We start from the raw sequence: 24,481 nt of genomic DNA, 5'->3' as shown, positions 1-24,481 counted from the left end.
AGTTTCACCGAAATAAACAGCTTTATGAAAAAATGTGTTGTTCTATAACAAAAAACTGTTGACTGAATGCTCACTCATTATATAATGGGGATAGGGGATATAATTCAGAAAATTATATATTTTTGAAGATTCAAAAAAGAAAGAGGGCTTACAAAGAGAGGGGTAGCATAAAAATGAATAGCTTACTGATCATTAATTGGCTGGCTGCCATTGCTGTTATTGCTTATGCAGGATATTTGTTTGTATATCTTATACGGACGAGAATGGCCTACATACAATTAGGAAAAAAAATTGAATTTGACCGTCGTTTTAAAGAGCGTTGGGATCTCCTTAAGGTCAATGTTTTCGGTCAAAAAAAGCTGCTGAAAGATAAGAAAAGCGGCATCATTCACGTTATGTTCTTTTACGGATTTATTCTTGTCCAATTTGGAGCAATTGACTTCGTTTGGAAAGGACTCGCACCAGGATCACATCTTCCACTTGGACCACTATACCCTGCATTTACATTCTTCCAGGAAATTGTCACACTTGTTATTTTAATTGCAGTATTTTGGGCTTTTCATAGACGTTATGTAGAAAAGCTTGTTCGTTTAAAACGTAACTTCAAATCAGGTCTTGTTCTTATCTTTATCGGTGGCTTAATGATTTCTGTGCTACTTGGTAACGGTATGGGACTTATATGGCATGGCGAGGAGCTTTCATGGAGTGAACCAATTGCTTCTGCAATCGCTTACGTTTTTAGCGGGATAAATGAAACCGTAGCCATTTCAGTGTTCTATTTTTCTTGGTGGGTGCATTTACTAATTTTGTTAACGTTTTTAGTGTATGTTCCACAATCAAAACATGCGCATTTAATTGCAGGACCAGCTAATGTATTCTTCGGTCGTCTTTCAAACCCAGGGAAGCTTGAAAAGATTGATTTTGAAGATGAAACGCAAGAAACATTTGGTGTTGGTAAAATTGAAGACTTTAGACAAAATCAACTTATTGACTTATACGCTTGTGTAGAGTGTGGCCGTTGTACAAATATGTGTCCGGCAACAGGAACAGGAAAAATGTTATCGCCGATGGACTTAATTTTAAAACTTCGCGATCATTTAACTGATAAAGGAGCTGCGGTAACATCAAAAGCACCGTGGGTTCCAGTAGTTGCCTTCAATAATACACAAGGAAATCAGTTAGCGATGATGGCAGCTGGAAAAGGACAACAAGAATCAGCGTCTACAACGCTCGCTTACGATCCGAGTTTAATCGGAGATGTTATTACAGAAGAAGAGATTTGGGCATGTACAACGTGTCGTAACTGTGAAGATCAATGCCCAGTTATGAATGAGCATGTTGACAAAATTATTGATTTACGTCGATATCTCGTTTTAACAGAAGGAAAAATGGACGCGGAAGCACAACGCGCGATGACAAATATCGAGCGTCAAGGGAATCCGTGGGGTCTGAACCGTAAAGAGCGTGAAACATGGCGCCAAGGTGATGACGAAGTAACAGTTCCAACTGTAAAAGAAAAATCAAAAGCTGGGGAGGAATTCGAGTATTTATTCTGGGTTGGTTCAATGGGATCATACGACAATCGTAGTCAGAAGATTGCGATATCGTTTGCGAAGTTAATGAACGAAGCAGGTATTTCATTCGCAATTCTCGGTAATAAAGAAAAGAATTCTGGAGATACACCACGCCGCCTCGGAAATGAATTTGTATTCCAAGAGATGGCGACAAAGAATATCGAAGAATTTGAAAAGGCAGGAGTGAAGAAAATCGTTACGATTGATCCTCATGCTTATAACACATTTAAAAATGAGTATCCGGACTTTGGCTTGCAAGCAGAAGTCTATCATCATACAGAATTGTTAGCTCAGTGGGTGAAAGAAGGGCGCTTAAAGCCTGTTCACGCTATTGAAGAAACAGTTACGTACCATGATTCCTGTTATTTAGGAAGATACAACGAAGTGTACGAAGCGCCACGTGACATTTTGAAAGCGATTCCTGGAGTGAATCTTGTAGAAATGGCACGTAACCGTGAAACTGGAATGTGCTGTGGCGCAGGTGGTGGCTTAATGTGGATGGAAGAAACAACAGGTTCTCGTATTAACGTTGCTCGTACAGAACAAGCATTAGCTGTACAGCCATCCATTATCGGTACAGGTTGTCCATATTGCTTAACGATGATCAGTGATGGAACGAAAGCGAAAGAGGTAGAAGAGAAAGTTCAAACTCTTGATGTGACAGAGATTTTAGAACGATCTGTTATCGGACAGAAAAAAGAAGCAATGTAGTTTGTAAGAATGTATACAACTTTAGAAAGAGGTGCAATGATTGCACCTCTTCTCAACGTAGGGATACCGAGCGAGCGCTCAGTGTTAAAAAATGAAATGGGGGAAAGAAACATGAGTAAAACAGTTATTTTAAGTGCCGCAAGAACACCAGTTGGAAAATTTGGAGGATCTTTAAAGGATGTAAAAGCGACGGAACTTGGAGGAATTGCAATTAAAGCAGCACTTGAAAGAGCAAATGTTGCGGCTAGTGATGTTGAAGAAGTTATATTTGGAACGGTTATTCAAGGTGGGCAGGGACAAATTCCATCGCGCCAAGCTGCGAGGGCTGCTGGAATCCCTTGGGAAGTGCAGACGGAAACAGTGAATAAAGTTTGTGCATCAGGGCTTCGTGCGGTTACGTTAGCGGATCAGATTATTCGTACTGGCGATCAATCACTGATTGTAGCTGGCGGTATGGAGTCGATGAGTAACAGTCCTTACATTTTACGTGGAGCAAGATGGGGATACAGAATGGGCAACAACGAAGTTATTGATTTAAACGTTGCTGACGGTTTAACATGCGCATTTTCAGGTACACACATGGGCGTTTATGGCGGAGAAGTTGCAAAGGAAGATGGAATTTCTCGTGAAGCGCAAGATGAATGGGCATATCGTAGCCATCAGCGTGCGGTTTCAGCGCATAAAGAAGGGCGTTTTGAAGAGGAAATCGTGCCAGTAACGATTCCGCAAAGAAAAGGCGATCCTATTGTCGTTGCAAAGGATGAGGCGCCACGTGAAGATACAACGATTGAAAAGTTAGCAAAGTTAAAACCTGTATTTGATAAGACAGCGACGGTGACAGCTGGTAATGCGCCGGGACTAAACGATGGTGGTGCCGCACTTGTATTAATGAGCGAAGACAGAGCGAAGCAAGAAGGAAGAAAGCCATTAGCGACAATTTTGGCGCATACAGCAATTGCAGTGGAATCTAAAGATTTCCCAAGAACTCCAGGTTATGCAATTAACGCATTGCTTGAAAAAACAGGAAAGACAATTGAAGACATTGATTTATTCGAGATTAATGAAGCCTTTGCAGCGGTAGCAATTGCAAGTACAGAAATCGCAGGAATTGATCCGGAAAAATTGAATGTAAATGGCGGCGCGGTAGCGATGGGACATCCAATTGGAGCAAGCGGAGCGCGCATTATCGTTACACTAATCCATGCACTTAAGCAGCGCGGCGGCGGAATTGGAATTGCTTCGATTTGTAGCGGTGGCGGTCAAGGGGACGCAGTGATGATTGAAGTTCACTAATTAAAGTTCGAGGGTATAAAATTTATTAACAATTAAGGGGGAAGAAAAAATGGGTGTACAAAACATTGTTGTAATTGGTGCAGGGCAAATGGGATCAGGAATTGCACAAGTATGTGCAATGGCAGGATATGACGTGAAGGTACAAGATTTAAAGCAAGAGCAATTAGATAGAGGATTGGCTATCATTACGAAAAACTTAGCACGGCAAGTAGAAAAAGGACGTATGAAGGAAGAAGAGAAGGAAGCCACATTAAATCGTCTTACAGTAACGCTTGATTTAGATTGTGTGAAAGAAGCGGATCTTATTATTGAAGCCGCTGTTGAGAAAATGGATATTAAAAAGAAAATCTTTGCGAATCTAGATGAAATTGCTCCAGAACACGCAATTTTAGCAACGAATACGTCATCTCTGCCAATTACAGAAATTGCAGCGGTAACGAAGCGTCCGGAAAAAGTAATCGGTATGCACTTTATGAATCCAGTTCCAGTTATGAAGCTTGTTGAGATTATTCGTGGTTTGGCTACCGATGATGCGGTATATGAAGCAATTGAAGATATTACGAAAAAAATTGGGAAAGTACCAGTTGAAGTGAATGATTTCCCAGGTTTTGTATCAAATCGTATTTTGCTACCGATGATTAACGAAGCAATTTATACGTTATATGAAGGTGTAGCGACGAAAGAAGCAATTGATGAAGTCATGAAGCTTGGTATGAACCATCCGATGGGGCCTTTGACACTCGCCGATTTTATCGGTTTAGATACGTGTTTATACATTATGGAAGTGTTGCATGAAGGATTAGGAGATAGTAAATATCGCCCATGTCCGTTATTACGTAAGTATGTGAATGCAGGATGGTTAGGGCGTAAAACAGGTCGTGGATTCTACGTTTACGAATAAATGCCCCCTTTGTTACAACATAGTGGTCTTACCAAATTATTTAAAGGATATATAGCAAATGGAGGCGGAATATATGAACTTTCGTTTTAATGAAGAGCAGCAAATGATGAGGAAAATGGTTCGGGATTTTGCACAGAAGGAAATAGCTCCCTTTGTTCCTAGTATGGAACAAGGGGTGTTCCCGAAAGAGATTTTGCAAAAGATGGGTGAGCTTGGATTAATGGGTATTCCAGCGCCTGCAAAATACGGTGGGGCAGAAATGGACTTTATATCTTACATTCTAGCAATTGAGGAAATCTCAAAGGTAAGTGCAACAGTTGGTGTAATTTTAGCTGTACATACGTCAGTTGGAATGAATCCGATTTTATATTTCGGAACAGAAGAACAGAAGAAAAAATATGTTTCTAAACTTGCAACTGGGGAATATTTAGGTGCATTTGCTTTAACAGAGCCAAATGCAGGATCAGATGCAGGGAGTTTGAAATCAAGAGCTGTGAAAAAAGGTGATCATTATATTATTAATGGATCGAAAGTGTTTATTACAAATGGTGGTGAAGCAAGTACATACATTGTATTCGCTTCTACAAATCCAGAGGCAGGAAAAAGTGGTATTTCTGCATTTATAGTAGAGAAAGATACACCTGGTTTAATCATTGGAAAAGATGAACATAAGATGGGACTTCTCGGTTCTCGTACAGTACAACTTACTTTTGAAGATATGAAAGTGCCAGCTGAGAATTTACTTGGGGAAGAAGGACAAGGATTTAAGGTGGCAATGGCGAATTTAGATGTTGGGCGAATTGGAATCGGTGCGCAGGCGTTAGGAATTGCTGAAGCGGCGCTTGGCTGTGCAATTGATTATGCAAAAGAAAGAGAGCAATTCGGGAAGCCAATTGCGGCGCAGCAAGGGATTGGCTTCAAGCTTGCAGATATGGCAACAAGTGTCGAAGCAGCAAGGTTACTCGTATATAGAGCGGCATCTCTTAGGGCACAGGGCTTACCATGCGGTAAAGAAGCATCTATTGCGAAATTATTTGCTTCTAAGACAGCGGTTGAAGTCGCGATTGAGGCGGTGCAAGTGTTTGGTGGTTACGGTTATACGAAAGACTATCCAGTAGAACGATTTTTCCGTGATGCGAAAATCACGCAAATATATGAAGGAACAAGTGAAATACAGAAACTTGTTATTAGCCGTGCTTTATAAAAGGGCGAGGGGGAGACGGAGATGCATTTTAAACTATCAGAAGAACATGAAATGATAAGAAAAATGGTTCGAGATTTTGCTAAAAATGAAGTGGCACCAACAGCAGCTGAGCGTGATGAGGAAGAGCGATTTGATCGAGAATTATTTGATCAAATGGCAGAGCTTGGTTTAACCGGTATTCCGTGGCCTGAAGAGTACGGTGGAATTGGAAGCGATTACTTAGCGTACGTAATCGCTATTGAAGAATTATCCCGCGTTTGTGCTTCAACAGGCGTAACACTGTCCGCGCATACTTCACTTGCAGGATGGCCAATTTTTAAATTTGGGACGGAAGAGCAAAAGCAAAAGTTTTTACGACCGATGGCTGAAGGAAAGAAAATTGGTGCATACGGCTTAACGGAGCCAGGATCTGGATCGGATGCTGGTGGAATGAAGACAATCGCAAAGAGAGATGGAGACCATTATATTTTAAATGGATCAAAAATTTTCATTACAAATGGCGGTATTGCTGATATTTACGTTGTTTTTGCGCTAACTGATCCTGAATCAAAGCAGCGCGGTACGAGTGCATTTATTGTAGAAAGTGATACACCGGGATTTTCAGTTGGGAAGAAGGAGAGCAAGCTAGGGATTCGCTCTTCACCAACGACTGAAATTATGTTTGAAGATTGCCGTATTCCTGTAGAGAATCTACTTGGAGAAGAGGGGCAAGGGTTTAAAGTTGCGATGCAAACATTAGATGGAGGTCGTAACGGTATTGCGGCGCAAGCTGTTGGTATTGCACAAGGGGCTTTAGATGCTTCTGTAGAATATGCAAGGGAGCGCCATCAATTTGGAAAACCAATTGCGGCGCAGCAAGGGATTGGCTTTAAACTTGCGGATATGGCAACAGATGTAGAAGCGGCACGCCTTTTAACATATCAAGCGGCTTGGCTTGAATCAGAAGGGCTTCCGTATGGAAAAGAGTCAGCGATGTCAAAAGTATTTGCAGGAGATACAGCGATGAGGGTGACGACTGAAGCGGTGCAAGTATTTGGTGGTTACGGTTATACGAAAGATTATCCAGTAGAGCGTTATATGCGAGATGCAAAAATTACACAAATATATGAAGGAACACAAGAGATTCAGAGGCTTGTAATTTCTCGTATGTTAACGAAGTAGGAACGAAAGCGTAGGTATTTTCCTACGCTTTTTCCTTCCAAAAAATAATAGAGAGAGGTGAAGGGAATGGTTAAACATAATGTACATGCATCGGTGAAAGATGAAAAATTAGTTGCGTTAAGACGTGAGCAAATGATTAAAGGTGCGGTGCAACTGTTTAAACAAAAAGGATTTCCGCGTACAACAACGAGAGAAATTGCAAAAGCGGCTGGATTTAGTATAGGGACACTTTATGAGTATATTCGTACAAAAGATGATGTTTTGTATTTAGTTTGTGATAGTATTTATGAACATGTAAAAGAAAGATTAGAGGAAGTAGTTTGTACAGAAAAAGGGAGTGTAGAAAGTTTAAAGATAGCAATAACGAATTATTTTAAAGTGATGGATGAATTACAGGAAGAAGTATTGATAATGTATCAAGAGGTACGCTTTTTACCGAAAGAATCACTTCCGTATGTATTAGAAAAGGAGTTTCAAATGGTAGGAATGTTCGAGAATATTTTAGAACAGTGTACGGAAAATGGAACATTTACATTAAATAAAAAAGAAATACAGCTTCTTGCCCATAATATTTTTATACAAGGACAGATGTGGGGATTTAGACGCTGGGCGCTGCAAAAACTGTATACGCTCGAAGAATATACAGAAATGCAAATTAGGTATGTATTGCAAGGGGCCCATATGCTTCCGAAATAAGGAACAGACAAATTATAATTTTACTACCCTATAAAAGTTTCCCGTTTTTTTTTGTAGCATATTTGTGCGACTTTTGTTTATAATGAATAGTATGGATTTTTTTAAGCAGGCCGTTATATATAAGGTTATATTTGATGAAAGGAAGTGCCGCATAAGTGGATTTTAAGCAATATTCACCAGAAGAGCTAAAAGAATGTTCAATGATTGAAGTTGTACATAGCGTTTTAGGGGATAAAAAACAAGCAACGACATTCAACGAGTTGGTTCAAGAAATCGCTCAAGTGCTGGGACTATCTCAAGAGCAAGTTAATGCGAAAATCGCACAATTTTATACAGACTTAAACATTGATGGACGTTTCATTAATTTAGGAGAAAATCGTTGGGGGCTACGCAGCTGGTACCCATACGAGCAAATTGATGAAGAAATCTTGCCTCAACCAAAACCGAAGAAGAAACGTAAAGTTGAAGAAGACGGTTTTGACGACTACATTGAAGAAGATGAAGATGACTTCGACGATGCAGACGTAAGTGAAGACGAAGATGATGATGTAGAAGATTTGGACAAGGTTCTTGAAGAAGAAGACGGAGATGACGACGATCTTGATGATTTAGACGAAGATGACGACGACTTCGCTGAAGAAGAACTTGAGTATGACGAAACTGAAGAAGAAGAAGAGGAAGAACTGTAGTTCTTGACTTTTCATTATCGTCCATGTAGAATCATTTTTGGGCTCTTTAAAAAAGGACGATAATACTTTTAAAGTGTAAATATAAAAGAAAATTGCTCCCTACTTATTACTTTTTGTGATGAGGGGAGCAATTTTCTTTTTTGTTTTTTGTTTAGAAAATAAAAAGAGTCTAACAATAAGATGGATACAGTGTTATCTACATACGTTGCGCTTTGCAACGGTGATTATATAACAGCAAAATAGAAGGGAGCTTTTTCATGACTAAGTATATTTTTGTAACAGGCGGTGTAGTATCGTCTTTAGGAAAAGGTATTACAGCAGCATCTCTTGGAAGACTTTTAAAAAATCGTGGTTTAAACGTAACGATTCAAAAGTTTGATCCATACATTAACGTAGACCCAGGGACTATGAGCCCATATCAACACGGTGAGGTATTCGTAACAGATGATGGCGCAGAAACTGACTTAGACCTTGGTCACTATGAGCGTTTCATCGACATTAACTTAAACAAATACAGCAACGTAACAACAGGTAAAATTTACTCTTCAGTTCTTCAAAAAGAGCGTCGCGGTGAATATTTAGGAGGAACCGTTCAAGTTATTCCTCACATTACTAACGAAATTAAAGAACGCGTATATCGTTCTGGTCGTGAAACAAATGCGGATGTTGTTATTACAGAAATCGGTGGAACTGTTGGTGACATCGAGTCTCTACCATTCTTAGAAGCAATCCGTCAAATTAAGAGCGACATCGGTCGTGACAATGTAATGTACATTCACTGTACGTTAATCCCGTACTTAAAAGCAGCGGGTGAAATGAAGACAAAACCAACACAACATAGTGTTAAAGAACTTCGTAGCTTAGGTATTCAACCAAACATTATCGTTGTTCGTACAGAAATGCCTGTTTCTCAAGATATGAAAGACAAGCTTGCATTATTCTGTGACATCGATACAAAAGCGGTTATCGAAGCTCGCGATGCAGATACTTTATATGCGGTCCCATTATCTCTTCAAGAACAAAACATGGACCAAATCGTTTGTGACCACTTAAAATTAGACAATCCAGCTGCAGATATGACAGAGTGGACTGCTCTAGTTAACAAAGTGCGTAATCTTTCTAAGAAAACAAAAATCGCTCTTGTTGGTAAATATGTAGAACTTCAAGATGCTTATATTTCTGTTGTAGAAGCACTTCGTCATGCTGGTTACTCATTCGACACAGATGTAGAAGTAAAATGGGTAAATGCTGAGCACGTAACAGCAGAAAACGTAAAAGAATTAGTTGGCGATACAGATGGTATCCTTGTACCAGGTGGCTTCGGTGATCGTGGTGTAGAAGGTAAAATCGTTGCGATTCAATATGCTCGTGAAAACAAAGTTCCATTCTTAGGAATTTGCTTAGGTATGCAACTTGCATCAATCGAATTTGCACGTAATGTATTAGGTTTAGAAGGTGCTAACTCTTCTGAAATCAATCCTGACACACCATATGCAATCATCGACTTATTACCAGAACAAAAAGATGTAGAGGACCTAGGTGGTACACTTCGTCTTGGTCTATACCCATGTAAGCTTGCTGAAGAAACAAATGCTTACAATGCTTATAATGAGCCGGTTGTATATGAACGTCATCGTCATCGTTATGAGTTCAACAACCAGTTCCGTCCGGATATGGAAAAAGAAGGATTTGTATTCTCTGGTACAAGCCCAGACGGTCGTCTAGTTGAAATCATTGAATTAAAAGATCATCCTTGGTTCGTGGCAGCACAGTTCCACCCAGAACTTGTTTCTCGTCCAAACCGTCCACAACCATTGTTCCATGACTTCGTAAGAGCTTCTATTACGAATAAAGAGAGCAAGTAATAAAAAAAGCGCCTGAAATAAGGCGCTTTTTTTAATATTCATTTAACATTTCATCGATTGTGAATTTGATCCCGTGATAAGCAAATAAGGCTACTATTAAACTTGGGAATCCGTAGCGATTACCTTCATCGTCTGGAATCAGACCTTGTAACAGTTTTGTATCAATATGTACGTCTGTATATCGTTCGAGTGATTCCGTGCCTTCTTGAAGAGCAGAAATGCCGACAATAGAGTGTCCCTCTTCTTGTAGTTTTTTTGCAATTTCTACAACCGCTTCATCTGTTGAAAAACGGCTAATAAGAAGTACACGATCCGCAGAGGTTACTTCTGCTTCTTTACCATTTTCAAATAAGCGTTTTGCTTGCTTCATTGGTTCAGCACCGAATAGTGCCTCGGCAACAACGCCCTCCATTTCATTTGTACCATGTAAATAAATGAAACCATCGCCAACTAATGCTTGAGCAAGTAAACGAGCGCTATCTTCTATATTCATTTCTTCTTTTTGAGAAACTCTGGAGAAATAACCACTTAATTGAGTTGAAAAAATTTTTAACATAATGTTACTCCCTTCGTACGTGTTTGCCGGCTTTCATTATAATTTATTTTTTTAGAAAGGTGAAATCGTAGGGTAGCATAACAAAATAGGAAACGGTAAAATAAGAAAGAATAGGAAGGAATTTGCCAAAGAATAGCGAAATTAAATCGTTAAGATATAAGAAGCTTTAAATCTTGTACTTACACAGAAAGGTTGGGAATTATGGAAGGTAAAATTTTAATCGTTGATGATCAATATGGGATTCGTGTGTTATTACATGAAGTGTTCCAAAAAGAAGGTTATCAGACATTCCAAGCAGCGAATGGATTTCAAGCTTTAGATATCGTGAAAAAAGATAATCCAGATTTAGTAGTGTTAGATATGAAAATTCCAGGCATGGATGGTATAGAGATTTTAAAGCATGTAAAAGAAATTGATGAGAGTATTAAAGTAATTTTAATGACTGCTTATGGAGAGCTTGATATGATCCAAGAAGCAAAAGATTTAGGAGCTTTAATGCATTTTGCTAAACCATTTGATATTGATGAAATTCGTCAAGCTGTGAGAAATGAGCTCGCTGTAGAGGCATAAAAATGAATTTTTTATAAAAAATATGGAAAAAAGCGTTTACATGGACTATTGTGCAGGTGAATACGGTTGAGTTTTTGAGTACAAGTTGTTATCCTATTGAGTGTAGAAAAAAGTCCGGTATGTAGATATACATATTTTACCTTATTCTGGTCATACTACCAGCGATAAGAACTTATCGGATACAAAAAACGTTTTTTAGGAGGATTCACCATGCCTTTAGTTTCTATGAAAGAAATGCTAAACAAAGCACTAGAAGGAAAATACGCAGTTGGTCAATTCAACATGAACAACTTAGAGTGGACTCAAGCTATCTTAGCTGCTGCGGAAGAAGAAAAATCTCCTGTAATCCTAGGTGTATCTGAGGGTGCAGCTCGTCATATGACTGGTTTCAAAACAGTTGTAGCTATGGTTAAAGCTTTAATCGAAGAAATGAACATCACTGTTCCTGTAGCGATTCACCTTGACCATGGTTCAAGCTTCGAAAAATGTAAAGAAGCAATCGATGCAGGTTTCACATCTGTAATGATCGACGCTTCTCACCACCCATTCGAAGAAAACGTTGAAACTACTAAACAAGTAGTAGAATACGCACACGCTCGTAACGTATCTGTTGAAGCTGAGCTTGGAACAGTTGGCGGACAAGAAGACGACGTAATCGCTGAAGGCGTAATTTACGCTGACCCAGCAGAGTGTAAGCACCTTGTTGAAGCAACAGGTATCGATTGCCTAGCTCCAGCTTTAGGTTCTGTACACGGTCCTTACAAAGGTGAGCCTAACTTAGGATTCGCTGAAATGGAACAAGTTCGTGACTTCACTGGCGTACCTTTAGTATTACATGGTGGTACTGGTATCCCAACTGCTGATATCGAAAAAGCTATCTCTTTAGGTACTTCAAAAATCAACGTAAACACTGAGAACCAAATCGAGTTTACAAAAGCTGTTCGTGAAGTATTAAATAAAGACCAAGAAGTTTACGATCCTCGTAAATTTATCGGACCTGGCCGCGACGCTATCAAAGCAACTGTTATTGGTAAAATTCGCGAATTCGGTTCTAACGGTAAAGCGTAAGAATAAAATTCCGTTTTGGAAACCGTCTAGTCTTTTAGACGGTTTCCTTTCGTTGTATAATGAAAGCGTGAACAAGTCTAAAGATTTTATCATTTTTGGTTTTTAAATAGAAAATAATGTGCATAGTCCTATTAATAAATGTGATAACGTATCTAAATTGATAAAGTAAATTCGATGAATAGTTGATCTTTATCTATTCGTGCTACAGGAGAAATGAAGATAATGGTTTCCTATTTATTGAGTTTTGGGATGGAAAGAGTAATTGAGATTCTTAAGGGGAGCTTTCTATAAAAAGATAGAAAGTAAATACATTCACAAGAAGGGAGCTCAATATGGAAAAATTGCTAATTGAAGGCGGAAGAGCTTTAAATGGAACAATTCGAGTAAGTGGTGCAAAGAACAGTGCCGTTGCATTAATTCCAGCGACAATTTTAGCAGATACTCCAGTAACTATTGGTGGTGTCCCTAATATTTCGGACGTGAAAATGTTAGGAGACTTACTAGAGGAAATTGGAGGGAAAGTAACTTATGGACAGGAGGAAGAGATGGTAGTCGATCCTTCTAACATGGTTGCAATGCCTTTGCCAAATGGAAAAGTGAAAAAATTGCGCGCTTCTTATTATTTAATGGGTGCAATGCTTGGCCGTTTTAAAAAAGCTGTTATTGGGCTTCCGGGTGGATGTCATTTAGGACCGAGGCCGATTGATCAGCATATTAAAGGGTTTGAAGCGCTAGGTGCACATGTTACGAATGAACAAGGTGCCATCTATTTAAGAGCAGATGAGCTACGCGGGGCACGTATTTATTTAGATGTTGTTAGTGTAGGAGCTACGATTAATATTATGCTAGCAGCTGTACGAGCGAAAGGTAGAACTGTTATTGAAAATGCAGCGAAAGAGCCTGAGATCATTGATGTAGCTACATTGTTAACAAGCATGGGAGCACGTATTAAAGGTGCTGGTACTGACGTAATCCGAATAGATGGTGTTGACTCTTTACATGGTTGTCACCATACTATCATCCCAGATCGTATTGAAGCTGGTACGTATATGATTCTAGGAGCTGCATCAGGAGGAGAAGTAACGGTTGATAACGTTATTCCTCAGCATTTAGAATCAGTTACTGCAAAGCTAAGAGAAGCTGGTGTTCAAGTTGAAACGAACGATGATCAAATTACGGTGAACGGTAATAGAAAGTTAAAAGTAGTTGATATCAAAACGCTTGTATATCCAGGTTTTCCAACGGATTTACAACAGCCGTTTACGACGCTTTTAACAAAGGCACACGGGACGGGAGTTGTAACAGATACAATTTACGGTGCCCGTTTCAAACACATTGATGAATTACGTCGTATGAATGCTCAAATTAAAGTAGAGGGTCGTTCGGCAATTGTAACTGGTCCTGTGTTACTGCAAGGTGCAAAAGTGAAGGCGAGTGATTTACGAGCAGGAGCGGCACTTGTTATTGCAGGGTTAATGGCAGATGGAATTACAGAAGTAACAGGACTTGAGCATATTGATCGAGGTTATGAGAATATAGTGGACAAGCTTAAAGGGCTTGGTGCAAACATTTGGCGAGAACAAATGACAAAGCAAGAAATTGAAGAAATGAAGAACGCATAAGTGATACTTCCGCAAGGGGGAAGCGAAGCATCACTACTTGCGGAAGTACACTTTATAGAAAAACACGGTTCACAAAATACGGCAGAAATATAAAGGCTTAAAGGAGAGGGATTATCGTGGAAAGAAGTTTATCTATGGAGTTAGTACGTGTAACAGAGGCTGCAGCTTTATCATCAGCGCGTTGGATGGGGCGCGGGAAAAAGGATGAGGCAGACGGTGCAGCAACATCAGCTATGCGTGATGTATTTGATACAATTCCGATGAAAGGTACAGTTGTAATTGGTGAAGGTGAGATGGATGAAGCACCAATGCTATATATCGGAGAGAAATTAGGTACAGGATATGGACCACGTGTAGACGTTGCGGTTGATCCTTTAGAAGGGACAAACATCGTAGCAGCTGGTGGCTGGAATGCTCTTGCTGTCATTGCAATTGCAGACCACGGTAATTTGTTACATGCCCCTGACATGTACATGGATAAAATCGCGGTTGGCCCAGAAGCAGTTGGGGCGGTCGACATTGATGCGCCTATTATTGATAACTTACGTGCAGTTGCGAAAGCGAAAAATAAAGATATTGAAGATGTTGTAGCGACAGTTTTAAATCGTCCACGTCATCAAGAAATTATTGAAGAAATTCGTAAAGCTGGTGCGCGCATTAAATTGATTAATGATGGAGATGTAGCTGGAGCGATTAATACAGCGTTTGATCGTACAGGTGTAGATATTTTATTTGGATCTGGTGGAGCACCTGAAGGTGTATTAGCAGCAGTTGCTTTAAAATGTTTAGGTGGAGAAATTCACGGAAAACTATTGCCACAAAACGAAGCTGAATTAGCACGTTGTAAAAAAATGGGCATAGAAGACATTAATCGTATCCTTCGCATGGAGGACTTAGTAAAAGGTGACGATGCAATCTTTGCAGCAACAGGCGTAACAGATGGAGAACTATTACGCGGTGTTCAATTTAAAGGTAGCGTAGGAACAACGCAATCCCTTGTTATGCGCGCAAAATCAGGCACAGTTCGCTTCGTAGATGGTCGTCATAGCTTAAATAAAAAACCAAACTTGGTTATTAAATAAAAAGCGTAAGCAGCTCCTTCAGAAAGGTTAAAATGGTCGATCTTTCTAACTATCGGAGCTGGAACTAAATTAAATAAGAAGCGAAGACAAATTTTCTTGTCTTCGCTTCTTGTATTTGTGTTCCAACGTATTGATTAAAACTAGATAAAAGGGTTACAATAGTGAATATTACCCTACTTGAACTTATTGCCTTTCATTATTAATTATTTGCCTTCCGTATTTTTTCCCTTTACCCATGAAAAAAGAGAATAACGTTAAAGTGTGGTGTCTGAATGAATTTGTCAATTGCAGCATTAGAAAACATGAAATTAAAAGAGTTATACGAGCTTGCGAAAGAATTTAAGATTTCGTATTATAGCAAGTTAACGAAAAAAGAGCTGATTTTTTCTATTTTGAAAGCTCGAGCAGAAAAAGAAGGTTTCTTTTTCATGGAAGGCGTATTAGAAATTATTCAATCAGAAGGATTTGGATTCCTACGTCCTATCAACTATTCTCCAAGCTCAGAAGATATTTATATCTCAGCTTCGCAAATTCGTCGTTTCGATTTACGTAATGGAGATAAGGTTTCTGGTAAAGTACGACCTCCGAAAGAAAATGAACGCTATTTTGGGTTATTACAAGTTGAAGCTGTAAACGGAGATGATCCAGATTCAGCAAAAGAGCGTGTGCATTTCCCTGCATTAACACCATTATACCCAGATCGCCAAATGAAATTGGAAACGGAACCGAAAAAGTTACCGACACGCATCATGGATTTAATCGCACCAGTTGGATTTGGACAACGTGGTTTAATTGTTGCGCCTCCAAAGGCTGGTAAAACAAGTCTATTAAAAGAAATCGCGCACAGTGTTACAACAAATCATCCGGAAGCAGAACTAATTGTACTTTTAATTGATGAGCGTCCAGAGGAAGTAACAGACATTGAACGTTCTGTTAAAGGAGATGTTGTAAGTTCTACTTTTGATGAAGTACCAGAAAATCATATTAAAGTAGCTGAGCTTGTGTTAGAACGTGCGATGCGTCTTGTAGAGCACAAGAAAGATGTTATCATTTTAATGGATAGTATTACCCGTTTAGCTCGAGCTTACAACCTCGTTATTCCACCAAGTGGTAGAACATTATCAGGTGGTATCGATCCAGCTGCCTTCCATAGACCGAAGCGTTTCTTTGGAGCTGCACGTAATATTGAAGAAGGCGGTAGCTTAACAATTTTAGCAACAGCCCTTGTTGATACAGGATCACGTATGGACGATGTTATTTACGAGGAATTTAAAGGAACTGGAAATATGGAACTTCACTTAGATCGTTCATTAGCTGAACGTCGTATCTTCCCAGCGATTGATATTCGTCGTTCTGGTACACGTAAAGAAGATCTATTAATTCCAAAAGAACATTTAGACAAGTTATGGGGCATTCGTAAGACAATGCGTGATACACCAGACTTTGTTGAAAGTTTCTTACGTAAGCTTCGTCAAACGAAGACAAATGAAGAGTTTTTACAAAACATTGTTGCAGACTCGAAAAGGTATGTAACAACTAAGTAAAGGGAAAAAATCAAGACTCGCTTATTTTATAGTAAGCGAGTTTTTTATGCTGTTTAGGTGATATTAAAGAGAGAAATAAGTGAAAGAACCTGAGTTAGTCAGAGCTGGATGAGCTCCCTCCAGCGGCTAGAATGGTCGGTGGCTTCGCGTCTTCCTACAAGGTAAAAAGCACCTCTACGTCAGAAGCTCCATCCCCCTCCCATTCTGAACGAGCCGCTTCTGCTTTTAAATTGTATCTAGTTCCGACGGCTAGCTCTTCGTGTCTAAGAACCTCCCGCACTAAAGGTAAAAAGCACCTTTTGTGCGAGAGAACCTTAGCCAGTCAGAGCTAAACGAGCCGTCTACACTTTTAATTTCAAAAGACAAAAACAGGTAGTTGCAAAATGAAGTTAGCCTTGTTATAATTTCATCATATGTGTTTCATCAATATAGTTGTGTATGCAGCTGAAGATGAAAAACTCTGTTTCGAAAATGATTCAGGGCGGAAGGAGATGAAAAGAATGAAAGCAGGAATTCACCCAGATTACAAGAAAGTTGTATTCATGGACACAAACACAGGCTTCAAATTCTTAAGCGGATCTACTAAAGGATCTAACGAAACTGTTGAGTGGGAAGATGGTAACACTTATCCATTACTAAAAGTTGAGATCAGTTCTGATTCTCACCCATTCTACACTGGACGTCAGAAGTTTGCTACTGCAGACGGACGCGTTGACCGCTTCAATAAGAAATACGGTCTTAAGTAATAAAAACATAAAACAGGCAAGTGTATGTATTCGCTTGTCTGTTTTTTTTGCGAAAATATTATACCTTTACCCTACTTTTAACTGAAAAGTAGATGAAAGGAGAGCTTCATGTACTTAATAAATCAAAATGGCTGGATTGAAGTGATTTGCGGTAGTATGTTTTCTGGCAAGTCAGAAGAGCTAATCCGCCGTGTGCGCCGTACGCAATTTGCAAAACAACATGCAATTGTATTTAAACCATGTATTGATAATCGATATAGTGAAGAAGATGTTGTATCACATAACGGATTAAAGGTAAAAGCAGTTCCTGTTTCAGCTTCAAAGGATATATTTGAACATATTACAGAAGAGCTGGATGTTATTGCAATCGATGAGGTGCAATTTTTTGATGGGGACATTGTGGAAGTGGTGCAAGTATTGGCAAATCGTGGCTATCGTGTCATTGTAGCTGGTTTAGACCAAGATTTCCGTGGTCTACCATTTGGACAAGTTCCTCAGCTGATGGCGATTGCTGAACATGTGACAAAACTACAAGCAGTATGTTCTGTATGTGGATCTCCAGCAAGTCGTACACAACGATTAATTGATGGAGAACCAGCGGCATTTGATGATCCAATTATTTTAGTTGGAGCTTCAGAATCGTATGAACCACGTTGTCGTCATTGTCATGCAGTACCTGCAAACAAAGATAAGTAAAACTCGCTGCGCAAGGCGGGTTTTTTTCAAAATAGAGAGAATGAGCGGTGTGAGCCGCTTACGCTTTTAAATATATCTAGTTCCGGTGGCTAGCTCTTCGCATCTAAGAACCTTCCGCCCGAAAGGTAAAAAGCACCTTTAGGTCGAAAGAACCTTAGTTGGTCAGAGCTGAAAGAGCCACTGCCACTTTTAAATATATTATCTAGCTCCAGCGGCTAGAATCTCCGGCCATTTCGCTCTCTCGCTCGAAGCAAAAAGCGCTTCAAGGTCGAGAGCTCCAATGGCCTGCAATTCTGAGCGAGCCGCTTGCGCTTTTAAATATAATTTGCGTTTTTTTGAGTAAGTACCATATACTATTTGTATTAGATACTAGGATGTAGAGGTGAATGATGTGTTAGATCGTTTGCAAGCTGTAGAAAATCGTTATGAGAAGTTAAATGAATTGTTAAGTGATCCAGCGATTATTAGTGATTCAAATAAGCTTCGTGAATATTCAAAGGAACAGTCTGATATACAGGAAACGGTAGAGGTGTATCGTGAGTATAAGGATGTTCGTGAGCAATTAAAAGATGCGAAAGCAATGTTAGAAGATAAGTTAGACGCAGAAATGCGTGAAATGGTAAAAGAAGAAGTTTCTGAGTTAGAATCACAAGATAAAACATTATCAGAGCGTCTGAAAATTTTACTTGTTCCAAAAGACCCTAATGATGATAAGAACGTTATCGTTGAGGTTCGTGGAGCTGCTGGTGGAGACGAGGCAGCTTTATTTGCTGGTGACTTATACCGTATGTATAGCCGTTACGCTGAGGTACAGGGCTGGAAAACGGAGATTATTGAGGCTAGCTATACAGAGTTAGGTGGATATAAAGAGATTATCTTTATGATTAATGGTAAAGGTGCTTTCGCGAAGCTGAAATTCGAGAATGGTGCTCACCGTGTACAACGTGTTCCTGAAACGGAATCTGGTGGACGTATTCATACATCTACAGCAACTGTAGCTGTATTACCAGAGGCAGAAGAAGTAGAAATTGATATTCATGAGAAAGATGTTCGTGTTGATACATTCGCTTCTAGTGGACCTGGTGGACAGAGCGTTAATACAACGATGTCAGCGGTGCGTTTAACGCATTTACCGACTGGTGTAGTTGTATCTTGTCAGGATGAGAAATCACAGATCAAGAATAAAGAAAAAGCGATGAAAGTATTACGCGCACGTGTTTATGATAAGTTTAGACAAGAAGCGCAAGCTGAGTATGATCAAAACCGTAAACAAGCTGTTGGTACGGGAGATCGTTCAGAGCGTATTCGTACGTATAACTTCCCGCAAAACCGTGTTACAGACCATCGAATCGGTTTAACGATTCAAAAGCTAGATCAAATCTTACAAGGTAAGTTAGATGATTTCATCAATGCCTTAGTGATGGAAGATCAGGCTCAAAAGATGGAGGCAGCTGAGTAATGCGTGTCTATGAAGCCCTGAAATGGGCTTCTTCTTTTTTACAGGAAAATGGACGAGATGAAAATGCGGGAGAAATTGTCCTTTGTCATGTATTAAAGGTGAACAGAACAGGATTACTTATGAATATGCGTGAAGAAATAACTGAGGAACAAGAGAAAAGCTTTACGGAGTTTATCCATAAGCATGTAGAAGGTATTCCTATTCAATATATGATTGGTTATGAAATGTTTTATGGACGGTCTTTCTTTGTGAATGAAGAAGTATTAATACCAAGGCCGGAAACAGAAGAGCTTATAGTGGGAGTATTAGAAAGAATCGAGCGCCATTTTGGTGATGAGAAACTACATGTAGCAGATATAGGTACAGGTAGTGGAGCGATTTCTATTACGCTTGCTTTAGAAAATAAAAATCTTCATGTGTATACAGTAGATATTGCACAAGAGTCGATTGAAGTTGCAAAAGAAAATGCAAAAGCTTTAGGTGCAGAAGTAACGTTCTATCACGGTGATTTATTGTCACCATTTCATAAAACGGGTCAAAAGCTAGATGTTGTTGTTTCAAATCCTCCATATATACCGGAAGAGGATTGGCGTGGTCTTTCTCCTGTTGTGAAAGAGCATGAGCCGAAGAGAGCACTTGTTGGTGGTGAAGACGGATTAGATTTCTATCGCCGTTTTATGGAAGAATTGCCGAATGTGTTGCAGAAGAAAGCGATTGTGGCGTTTGAAATTGGAGTAGGACAAGGTGAGGATGTAAAAAGATTGTTACAACAAGCTTTTCCACATGCTCATGTTGAAGTTGTTTTCGATATTAACGGAAAAGATCGTATGGTATTTGCAGAGATGGAGTAAGGTTCACACCTTACTCTATTTTTTTGTGGAAAAATTCATATAGATTTTGAATTTAATAGTTTAGAAAGATGAAAGTCTGTCCACACTGTTTGTAGAAGGGACGGTGGAGGAAATGAAAAAACAAGTTATTGCTTATCTTCTTATACTATTAATTGGTGCACAGTTACTTGTGCAGTTTGGATATATGAAAGCTGATGCGAAAGGGCCTTCAGTTATTCCGAAAGAGGCCGTTCGATTACGAATTTTAGCAAATAGTGATTCAGATAAAGACCAGGCATTAAAGCGTAAAGTGCGTGATGAAGTAAAAGCACAAATTGATGGATGGGTAGCGGATTTAACTTCATTTGAAGAGGCGCGCAAAGTAATTCAAAGTCATATTCCAGAAATCGAGAAAACGGTGGAAAATACGTTAAAAAGAGAAGGAAGTAAAGAATCATTTCAAGTGAAATTTAGTAAGAATGTAAAGTTTCCTACAAAGGTATATGGGAATTTTATTTATCCGGCAGGGGAATATGAAGCAGTCTTAATTACAATTGGGGAAGGTGAAGGGGCAAACTGGTGGTGTGTATTATTTCCACCGATGTGTTTCTTAGATTTTTCAAGTGGTACAGCTGTAAGGAAAGAAGAACATGTTGTGAAGGCTGAATCTCCTGAAGAGGAGCAAGTAAAACAAATAGATAATGAAGAAGTAGTAAATTTAGAAGAGAAAAAAGAGGATGAGGTAAAAGAAACGAAAGTTGTAAAGCGGGAAGCAGTAAAAAAAGTAACAGCTTCTGAAAAGAAAGTAGTGAAAAATGAAACAAAAGTCGAAGAGCAGCCTGTAAGTAAAGAAGAAACGAAAAATGTGGAAAAAGTGGAGAAATCTGTGGAGAAAAAACAAGAAAAGCAAAATGAGTATGTAAAAGTAGAAGAGGAAGAAGAAAAGCCAGAAGTTAAATTGTTTATTGTAGAAGCTTTTACATCTTTATTCTCTAAATAGTACTATTAATAAATCCCTCCTCATATATAAAAATGAGGAGGGATTTATTATGAAGAAAGTGTATTTTGCTACGAAAGCAGATGTGGAAAGATTACATTCTTTTTTCGGACAAGCTAATAAAAAAGATGATAAAATAAATGAGTTGTACGCACAATTTATGATTTTGGAAGAGGCGGAAGAAATACGAGCTGTAATTGGTTATGAACAAAGTGGGGAAGATGTACTTATTCGTTCTTGTTTATTCACACCTCATGTGGATAAACAGACTTTCTTATATTTTTTTGAAATGTTTTTGCAGTATATGAAAGAAAAAAGTGTTCAACAATTGTACTTACTAACAAATCATCCACAATCTGTACCGATCTTTCAGTTCTTTGACTTTTTTACTATAGAAAAGGATGAGGTTCCAGAGGGAATTCAACAGCTAGAACATTTTTGTAAAAATATAAAAGAGCAGAATGCAATAATACTAAATTGTCAGCTATTCACAAAGTTATCCACGGATTAATTAGGTTTATCCACATTTTGTGGATAAACCTTGTTTGTCTTTTGGATAAATCTCATAGTAAACTAAAAATAGACAAGTATTTAAGGCTAGAAAAGGACGTGGAAAAAAATGCATACAAATATGTGGGTTGTGGATAATGTTGTGGAAAGAAAAAAATATTATCCACAGTTACAAGAAGCAGCAAAATTATTAAGAGAAAATGAGGCGGTTGCTTTCCCTACGGAAACAGTATATGGGTTAGGGGCAAACGCGATGGATGATGAAGCAATCGCGAAAATTTTCGAAGCGAAAGGAAGACCGAGTGATAATCCACTCATTGTCCACATAGGTACAAAATCTCAGTTAGATGGGATTGTGAAAGAAATTCCACCAGTTGCAGAAAAGTTAATGGCACATTTTTGGCCAGGACCATTAACAATTATTTTGCCGAGAAAAGAAGGAATTTCAGAGAAGGTGACGGCAGGACTTAATACGGTTGGAGTAAGAATGCCTGATCATCCAATTGCACTTGCTCTTATTGAAGAGGCGAATGTACCTGTTGCGGCACCAAGTGCGAATCGTTCAGGGCGTCCAAGTCCAACATTAGCTTCTCACGTATATGAAGATTTGAATGGGAAGATTGCAGGTATTGTTGATGGTGGTGCAACTGGAGTAGGCGTTGAATCAACTGTAATTGATTGTACAAGCACGGTTCCAACAATATTACGTCCAGGTGGGATTACGAAAGAACAATTAGAAGCGGTGATAGGTACTGTTTCTTTAGATCCAGCTTTAAAGGATGAGAAGGAAAAACCGAAATCGCCTGGAATGAAATACACACATTATGCGCCGAAAGCACCACTTAGTATTGTCGAGGGCTCACGTGAGTTTATTCAGCATCTTGTGGATGAGAAAAAGAAAGAAGGATTTAAAGTAGGCGTATTAACGACAGAAGAGTATCAGCATGTATATAGTGCAGATGTTATATTATCTTGTGGTGTTAGAAGTGACTTAGCTAGCGTTGCGACTAAATTATATGATGTACTTAGAACATTTGATGCAAGTGAAGTGGATGTTATTTTTAGTGAGTCATTCCCTAATGAAGGAATAGGGAATGCAATTATGAATCGTTTAACAAAAGCGGCAGGACATCATATTATTATTGAATGATAAGGTAAGATTAGCAAACAGAATATTTCTCCTTGGATAAGCATATTGTGAAGTAGCACGTCCAAGGAGGGGCATGAATGACGTTTGAACAGCTAATACCTTTAATAATTATGGCATTCGCCTTAGGGATGGATGCGTTCTCGGTGAGTCTTGGTATGGGGATGATGCCCCTAAAGTTAAGACAAATCCTGTATATTGGTATGACGATAGGGATATTTCATATTATTATGCCGTTTATAGGAATGGTACTAGGTCGTTTTTTATCAGAGAAATATGGAGATATCGCACATTTTGCGGGTGCTATTTTATTAATCGGACTAGGGTTTTATATCGTATATTCGACCATTTTACAAAATGAAGAGACTAGAACTGCCCCTATTGGAATTAGTTTATTCGTATTTGCATTTGGCGTCAGTATAGATAGTTTCTCAGTAGGGCTTAGTCTTGGTATTTATGGGGCACAGACAATTATTACGATTTTACTTTTTGGATTTGTTAGCATGTTATTAGCGTGGATTGGTTTATTAATTGGGAGACATGCGAAAGATATGCTCGGTACATACGGTGAGATAGTAGGTGGTATCATTTTGGTTGGGTTTGGATTATATATCCTTTTTCCTATATAATTTTATGTAGGAGGGAATTATGAACAAGCTATTGGAATGGTATGTTAAATTTTTAACCTTCTTTCCTCGATGGCTAAGAAGACTTATAATTTGGGGTATTATTTTGCAAATTTCGATGTTAGGTTGGATTAAGTTAATTCGTGAATGGTGAGATAGTTCCTTTCTGTGAATATTTTGTTTGTACTATATTTATTACGCTAAAAATTACAGATATAGAAAGGATGAGATGAATGACGAGATTGAAGCAAGTTTTTGGTATTATTATTAGTTTTTTTGTTTTTTGGTTTAGTATGCTCGGTGTACAAATGTTTGCTGAGTTTTTAGATATTGAGTCATTGAAATTTGTTGCGGGAAAGACTGAGGCGGCGCGTGCTTTTTACTCTCCGTACCCGTTTTTAATTGTTTTTCTTATTACATTGCTTTCCCTATACTTCTTCGTAATTAAGCTAGGGAAGCCGAAAAAAGAGAAAATGCCTACTTTAGAGGAAAAGAAGGAAGAATTACAATGATAAAATCCCCTGCTAAAAAGCAGGGGATTTTATATTTGAGTGATGGGAGGAATCTAGCTGCCTCCGCTTTTAGATATTATCCAGCTTCAGCGGCTAGAATGGTCGGTGGCTTCGCGTCTTCCTGTGAGGCAAAAAGCGCCTCTACGTCAGAAGCTCCATCCTCCTCCCATTCTGAACGAGCCGCTTCCGCTTTTAGATGTTATCCAGCTCCAGCTGCTAGAATGGTCGGTGGCTTCGCGTCTTCCTGTGAGGCAAAAAGCGCCTCTACGTCAGAAGCTCCATCCTCCTCCCATTCTGAACGAGCCGCTTCCGCTTTTAGATGTTATCCAGCTCCAGCTGCTAGAATGGTCGGTGGCTTCGCGTCTTCCTGTGAGGCAAAAAGCGCCTCTACGTCAGAAGCTCCATCCTCCTCCCATTCTGAA

Annotated in this window: 24 protein-coding genes; 23 read left to right on the top strand and 1 reads right to left on the bottom strand. The window is 39.1% G+C overall.

All coding sequences use genetic code 11. The features are described 5' to 3' along the window. Nucleotides 1–173 precede the first annotated feature (173 nt). From C3Y97_RS26940 to pyrG, 8 genes are all read left to right on the top strand, one after another. The gene (locus C3Y97_RS26940; RefSeq protein WP_001086776.1) at nt 174–2,285 is read left to right on the top strand and encodes a (Fe-S)-binding protein; all 2,112 of its coding nucleotides are present in this window, start codon (nt 174–176) and stop codon (nt 2,283–2,285) included. Between the two features lie 9 nt (nt 2,286–2,294). After that, on the top strand, nt 2,295–3,578 hold the full coding sequence (locus C3Y97_RS26935) for an acetyl-CoA C-acetyltransferase (protein ID WP_002026635.1): 1,284 nt from the start codon (nt 2,295–2,297) through the stop codon (nt 3,576–3,578). 49 nt (nt 3,579–3,627) lie between these two features. After that, the gene (locus C3Y97_RS26930) at nt 3,628–4,479 is read left to right on the top strand and encodes a 3-hydroxybutyryl-CoA dehydrogenase (RefSeq protein WP_000538874.1); all 852 of its coding nucleotides are present in this window, start codon (nt 3,628–3,630) and stop codon (nt 4,477–4,479) included. Nucleotides 4,480–4,552: 73 nt separating this feature from the next. Then, nucleotides 4,553–5,683 (top strand): acyl-CoA dehydrogenase, encoded by a 1,131-nt coding sequence (locus C3Y97_RS26925; RefSeq protein ID WP_001011179.1) that lies wholly within the window; start codon nt 4,553–4,555, stop codon nt 5,681–5,683. 21 nt (nt 5,684–5,704) lie between these two features. Further along, nucleotides 5,705–6,844: an acyl-CoA dehydrogenase AcdA gene (acdA, locus tag C3Y97_RS26920; RefSeq protein WP_000545544.1), complete on the top strand. Its 1,140-nt coding sequence runs from the start codon at nt 5,705–5,707 to the stop codon at nt 6,842–6,844. 66 nt (nt 6,845–6,910) lie between these two features. Then, nucleotides 6,911–7,540: a TetR/AcrR family transcriptional regulator gene (locus C3Y97_RS26915; protein ID WP_000238605.1), complete on the top strand. Its 630-nt coding sequence runs from the start codon at nt 6,911–6,913 to the stop codon at nt 7,538–7,540. Between the two features lie 155 nt (nt 7,541–7,695). After that, on the top strand, nt 7,696–8,229 hold the full coding sequence (gene rpoE / locus C3Y97_RS26910; protein ID WP_000346279.1) for a DNA-directed RNA polymerase subunit delta: 534 nt from the start codon (nt 7,696–7,698) through the stop codon (nt 8,227–8,229). Nucleotides 8,230–8,486: 257 nt separating this feature from the next. Beyond that, nucleotides 8,487–10,094 carry a CTP synthase gene (gene pyrG, locus C3Y97_RS26905; protein ID WP_000170460.1) on the top strand — a complete coding sequence of 536 codons (1,608 nt, stop codon included), beginning with the start codon at nt 8,487–8,489 and terminating at the stop codon, nt 10,092–10,094. A 31-nt stretch (nt 10,095–10,125) separates the two neighbouring features. On the opposite strand, the gene C3Y97_RS26900 is transcribed toward pyrG, so the two are convergent. Next, nucleotides 10,126–10,650 (bottom strand): DUF2529 domain-containing protein, encoded by a 525-nt coding sequence (locus C3Y97_RS26900; protein ID WP_000912403.1) that lies wholly within the window; start codon nt 10,648–10,650, stop codon nt 10,126–10,128. A gap of 201 nt (nt 10,651–10,851) precedes the next feature. Between C3Y97_RS26900 and spo0F the strand changes: the two genes are divergently transcribed. The 15 genes from spo0F (at nt 10,852) to C3Y97_RS26825 (ending at nt 24,059) form a co-directional block, all read left to right on the top strand. Further along, on the top strand, nt 10,852–11,220 hold the full coding sequence (gene spo0F, locus C3Y97_RS26895) for a sporulation initiation phosphotransferase Spo0F (protein WP_000398594.1): 369 nt from the start codon (nt 10,852–10,854) through the stop codon (nt 11,218–11,220). 210 nt (nt 11,221–11,430) lie between these two features. Then, entirely contained in the window at nt 11,431–12,288 is an 858-nt protein-coding gene (locus C3Y97_RS26890; RefSeq protein WP_001131855.1) for a class II fructose-bisphosphate aldolase, read from the top strand. Between the two features lie 332 nt (nt 12,289–12,620). Further along, nucleotides 12,621–13,910, top strand: coding sequence for a UDP-N-acetylglucosamine 1-carboxyvinyltransferase (gene murA, locus C3Y97_RS26885; RefSeq protein WP_000413254.1), 1,290 nt, complete (start codon nt 12,621–12,623; stop codon nt 13,908–13,910). 116 nt (nt 13,911–14,026) lie between these two features. After that, the gene (glpX, locus tag C3Y97_RS26880) at nt 14,027–14,992 is read left to right on the top strand and encodes a class II fructose-bisphosphatase (RefSeq protein ID WP_000442340.1); all 966 of its coding nucleotides are present in this window, start codon (nt 14,027–14,029) and stop codon (nt 14,990–14,992) included. 272 nt (nt 14,993–15,264) lie between these two features. Next, entirely contained in the window at nt 15,265–16,536 is a 1,272-nt protein-coding gene (gene rho, locus C3Y97_RS26875) for a transcription termination factor Rho (RefSeq protein WP_001053903.1), read from the top strand. A gap of 500 nt (nt 16,537–17,036) precedes the next feature. Beyond that, nucleotides 17,037–17,282, top strand: coding sequence for a type B 50S ribosomal protein L31 (locus C3Y97_RS26865; protein WP_000643433.1), 246 nt, complete (start codon nt 17,037–17,039; stop codon nt 17,280–17,282). A gap of 108 nt (nt 17,283–17,390) precedes the next feature. Beyond that, nucleotides 17,391–17,978 (top strand): thymidine kinase, encoded by a 588-nt coding sequence (locus C3Y97_RS26860; RefSeq protein WP_000280859.1) that lies wholly within the window; start codon nt 17,391–17,393, stop codon nt 17,976–17,978. A gap of 391 nt (nt 17,979–18,369) precedes the next feature. Next, a complete protein-coding gene (gene prfA / locus C3Y97_RS26855) occupies nt 18,370–19,437 on the top strand; it encodes a peptide chain release factor 1 (protein ID WP_000887064.1) in 1,068 nt (355 codons plus the stop codon). Then, nucleotides 19,437–20,288 (top strand): peptide chain release factor N(5)-glutamine methyltransferase, encoded by an 852-nt coding sequence (gene prmC, locus C3Y97_RS26850; protein WP_001267065.1) that lies wholly within the window; start codon nt 19,437–19,439, stop codon nt 20,286–20,288. Before prfA ends, prmC begins: the two co-directional genes overlap by 1 nt. 112 nt (nt 20,289–20,400) lie before the next feature. Beyond that, nucleotides 20,401–21,267: a stage II sporulation protein R gene (gene spoIIR, locus C3Y97_RS26845; protein WP_002184088.1), complete on the top strand. Its 867-nt coding sequence runs from the start codon at nt 20,401–20,403 to the stop codon at nt 21,265–21,267. 49 nt (nt 21,268–21,316) lie between these two features. Continuing rightward, entirely contained in the window at nt 21,317–21,775 is a 459-nt protein-coding gene (locus C3Y97_RS26840) for a GNAT family N-acetyltransferase (RefSeq protein ID WP_000758437.1), read from the top strand. 108 nt (nt 21,776–21,883) lie between these two features. After that, nucleotides 21,884–22,924, top strand: a complete 1,041-nt coding sequence (locus tag C3Y97_RS26835; RefSeq protein WP_000557353.1) for an L-threonylcarbamoyladenylate synthase — start codon at nt 21,884–21,886, stop codon at nt 22,922–22,924. A gap of 77 nt (nt 22,925–23,001) precedes the next feature. Beyond that, on the top strand, nt 23,002–23,550 hold the full coding sequence (locus tag C3Y97_RS26830) for a manganese efflux pump MntP (RefSeq protein WP_000142475.1): 549 nt from the start codon (nt 23,002–23,004) through the stop codon (nt 23,548–23,550). Nucleotides 23,551–23,569: 19 nt separating this feature from the next. Then, complete coding sequence (locus C3Y97_RS28300) at nt 23,570–23,701, top strand: hypothetical protein (RefSeq protein ID WP_001037634.1); 132 nt, start codon at nt 23,570–23,572, stop codon at nt 23,699–23,701. A gap of 79 nt (nt 23,702–23,780) precedes the next feature. Then, nucleotides 23,781–24,059: a DUF3935 domain-containing protein gene (locus C3Y97_RS26825; RefSeq protein WP_000197472.1), complete on the top strand. Its 279-nt coding sequence runs from the start codon at nt 23,781–23,783 to the stop codon at nt 24,057–24,059. Nucleotides 24,060–24,481: the final 422 nt, after the last annotated feature.

It is taken from the genome of Bacillus sp. DU-106 (assembly GCF_004799705.1).
In the GTDB taxonomy this organism is placed as follows: Bacteria; Bacillota; Bacilli; order Bacillales; family Bacillaceae_G; genus Bacillus_A; species Bacillus_A cereus.
The sequence above is the reverse complement of the archived record's forward strand: the minus strand, read 5'-3'. Positions and strand labels throughout refer to the sequence as shown.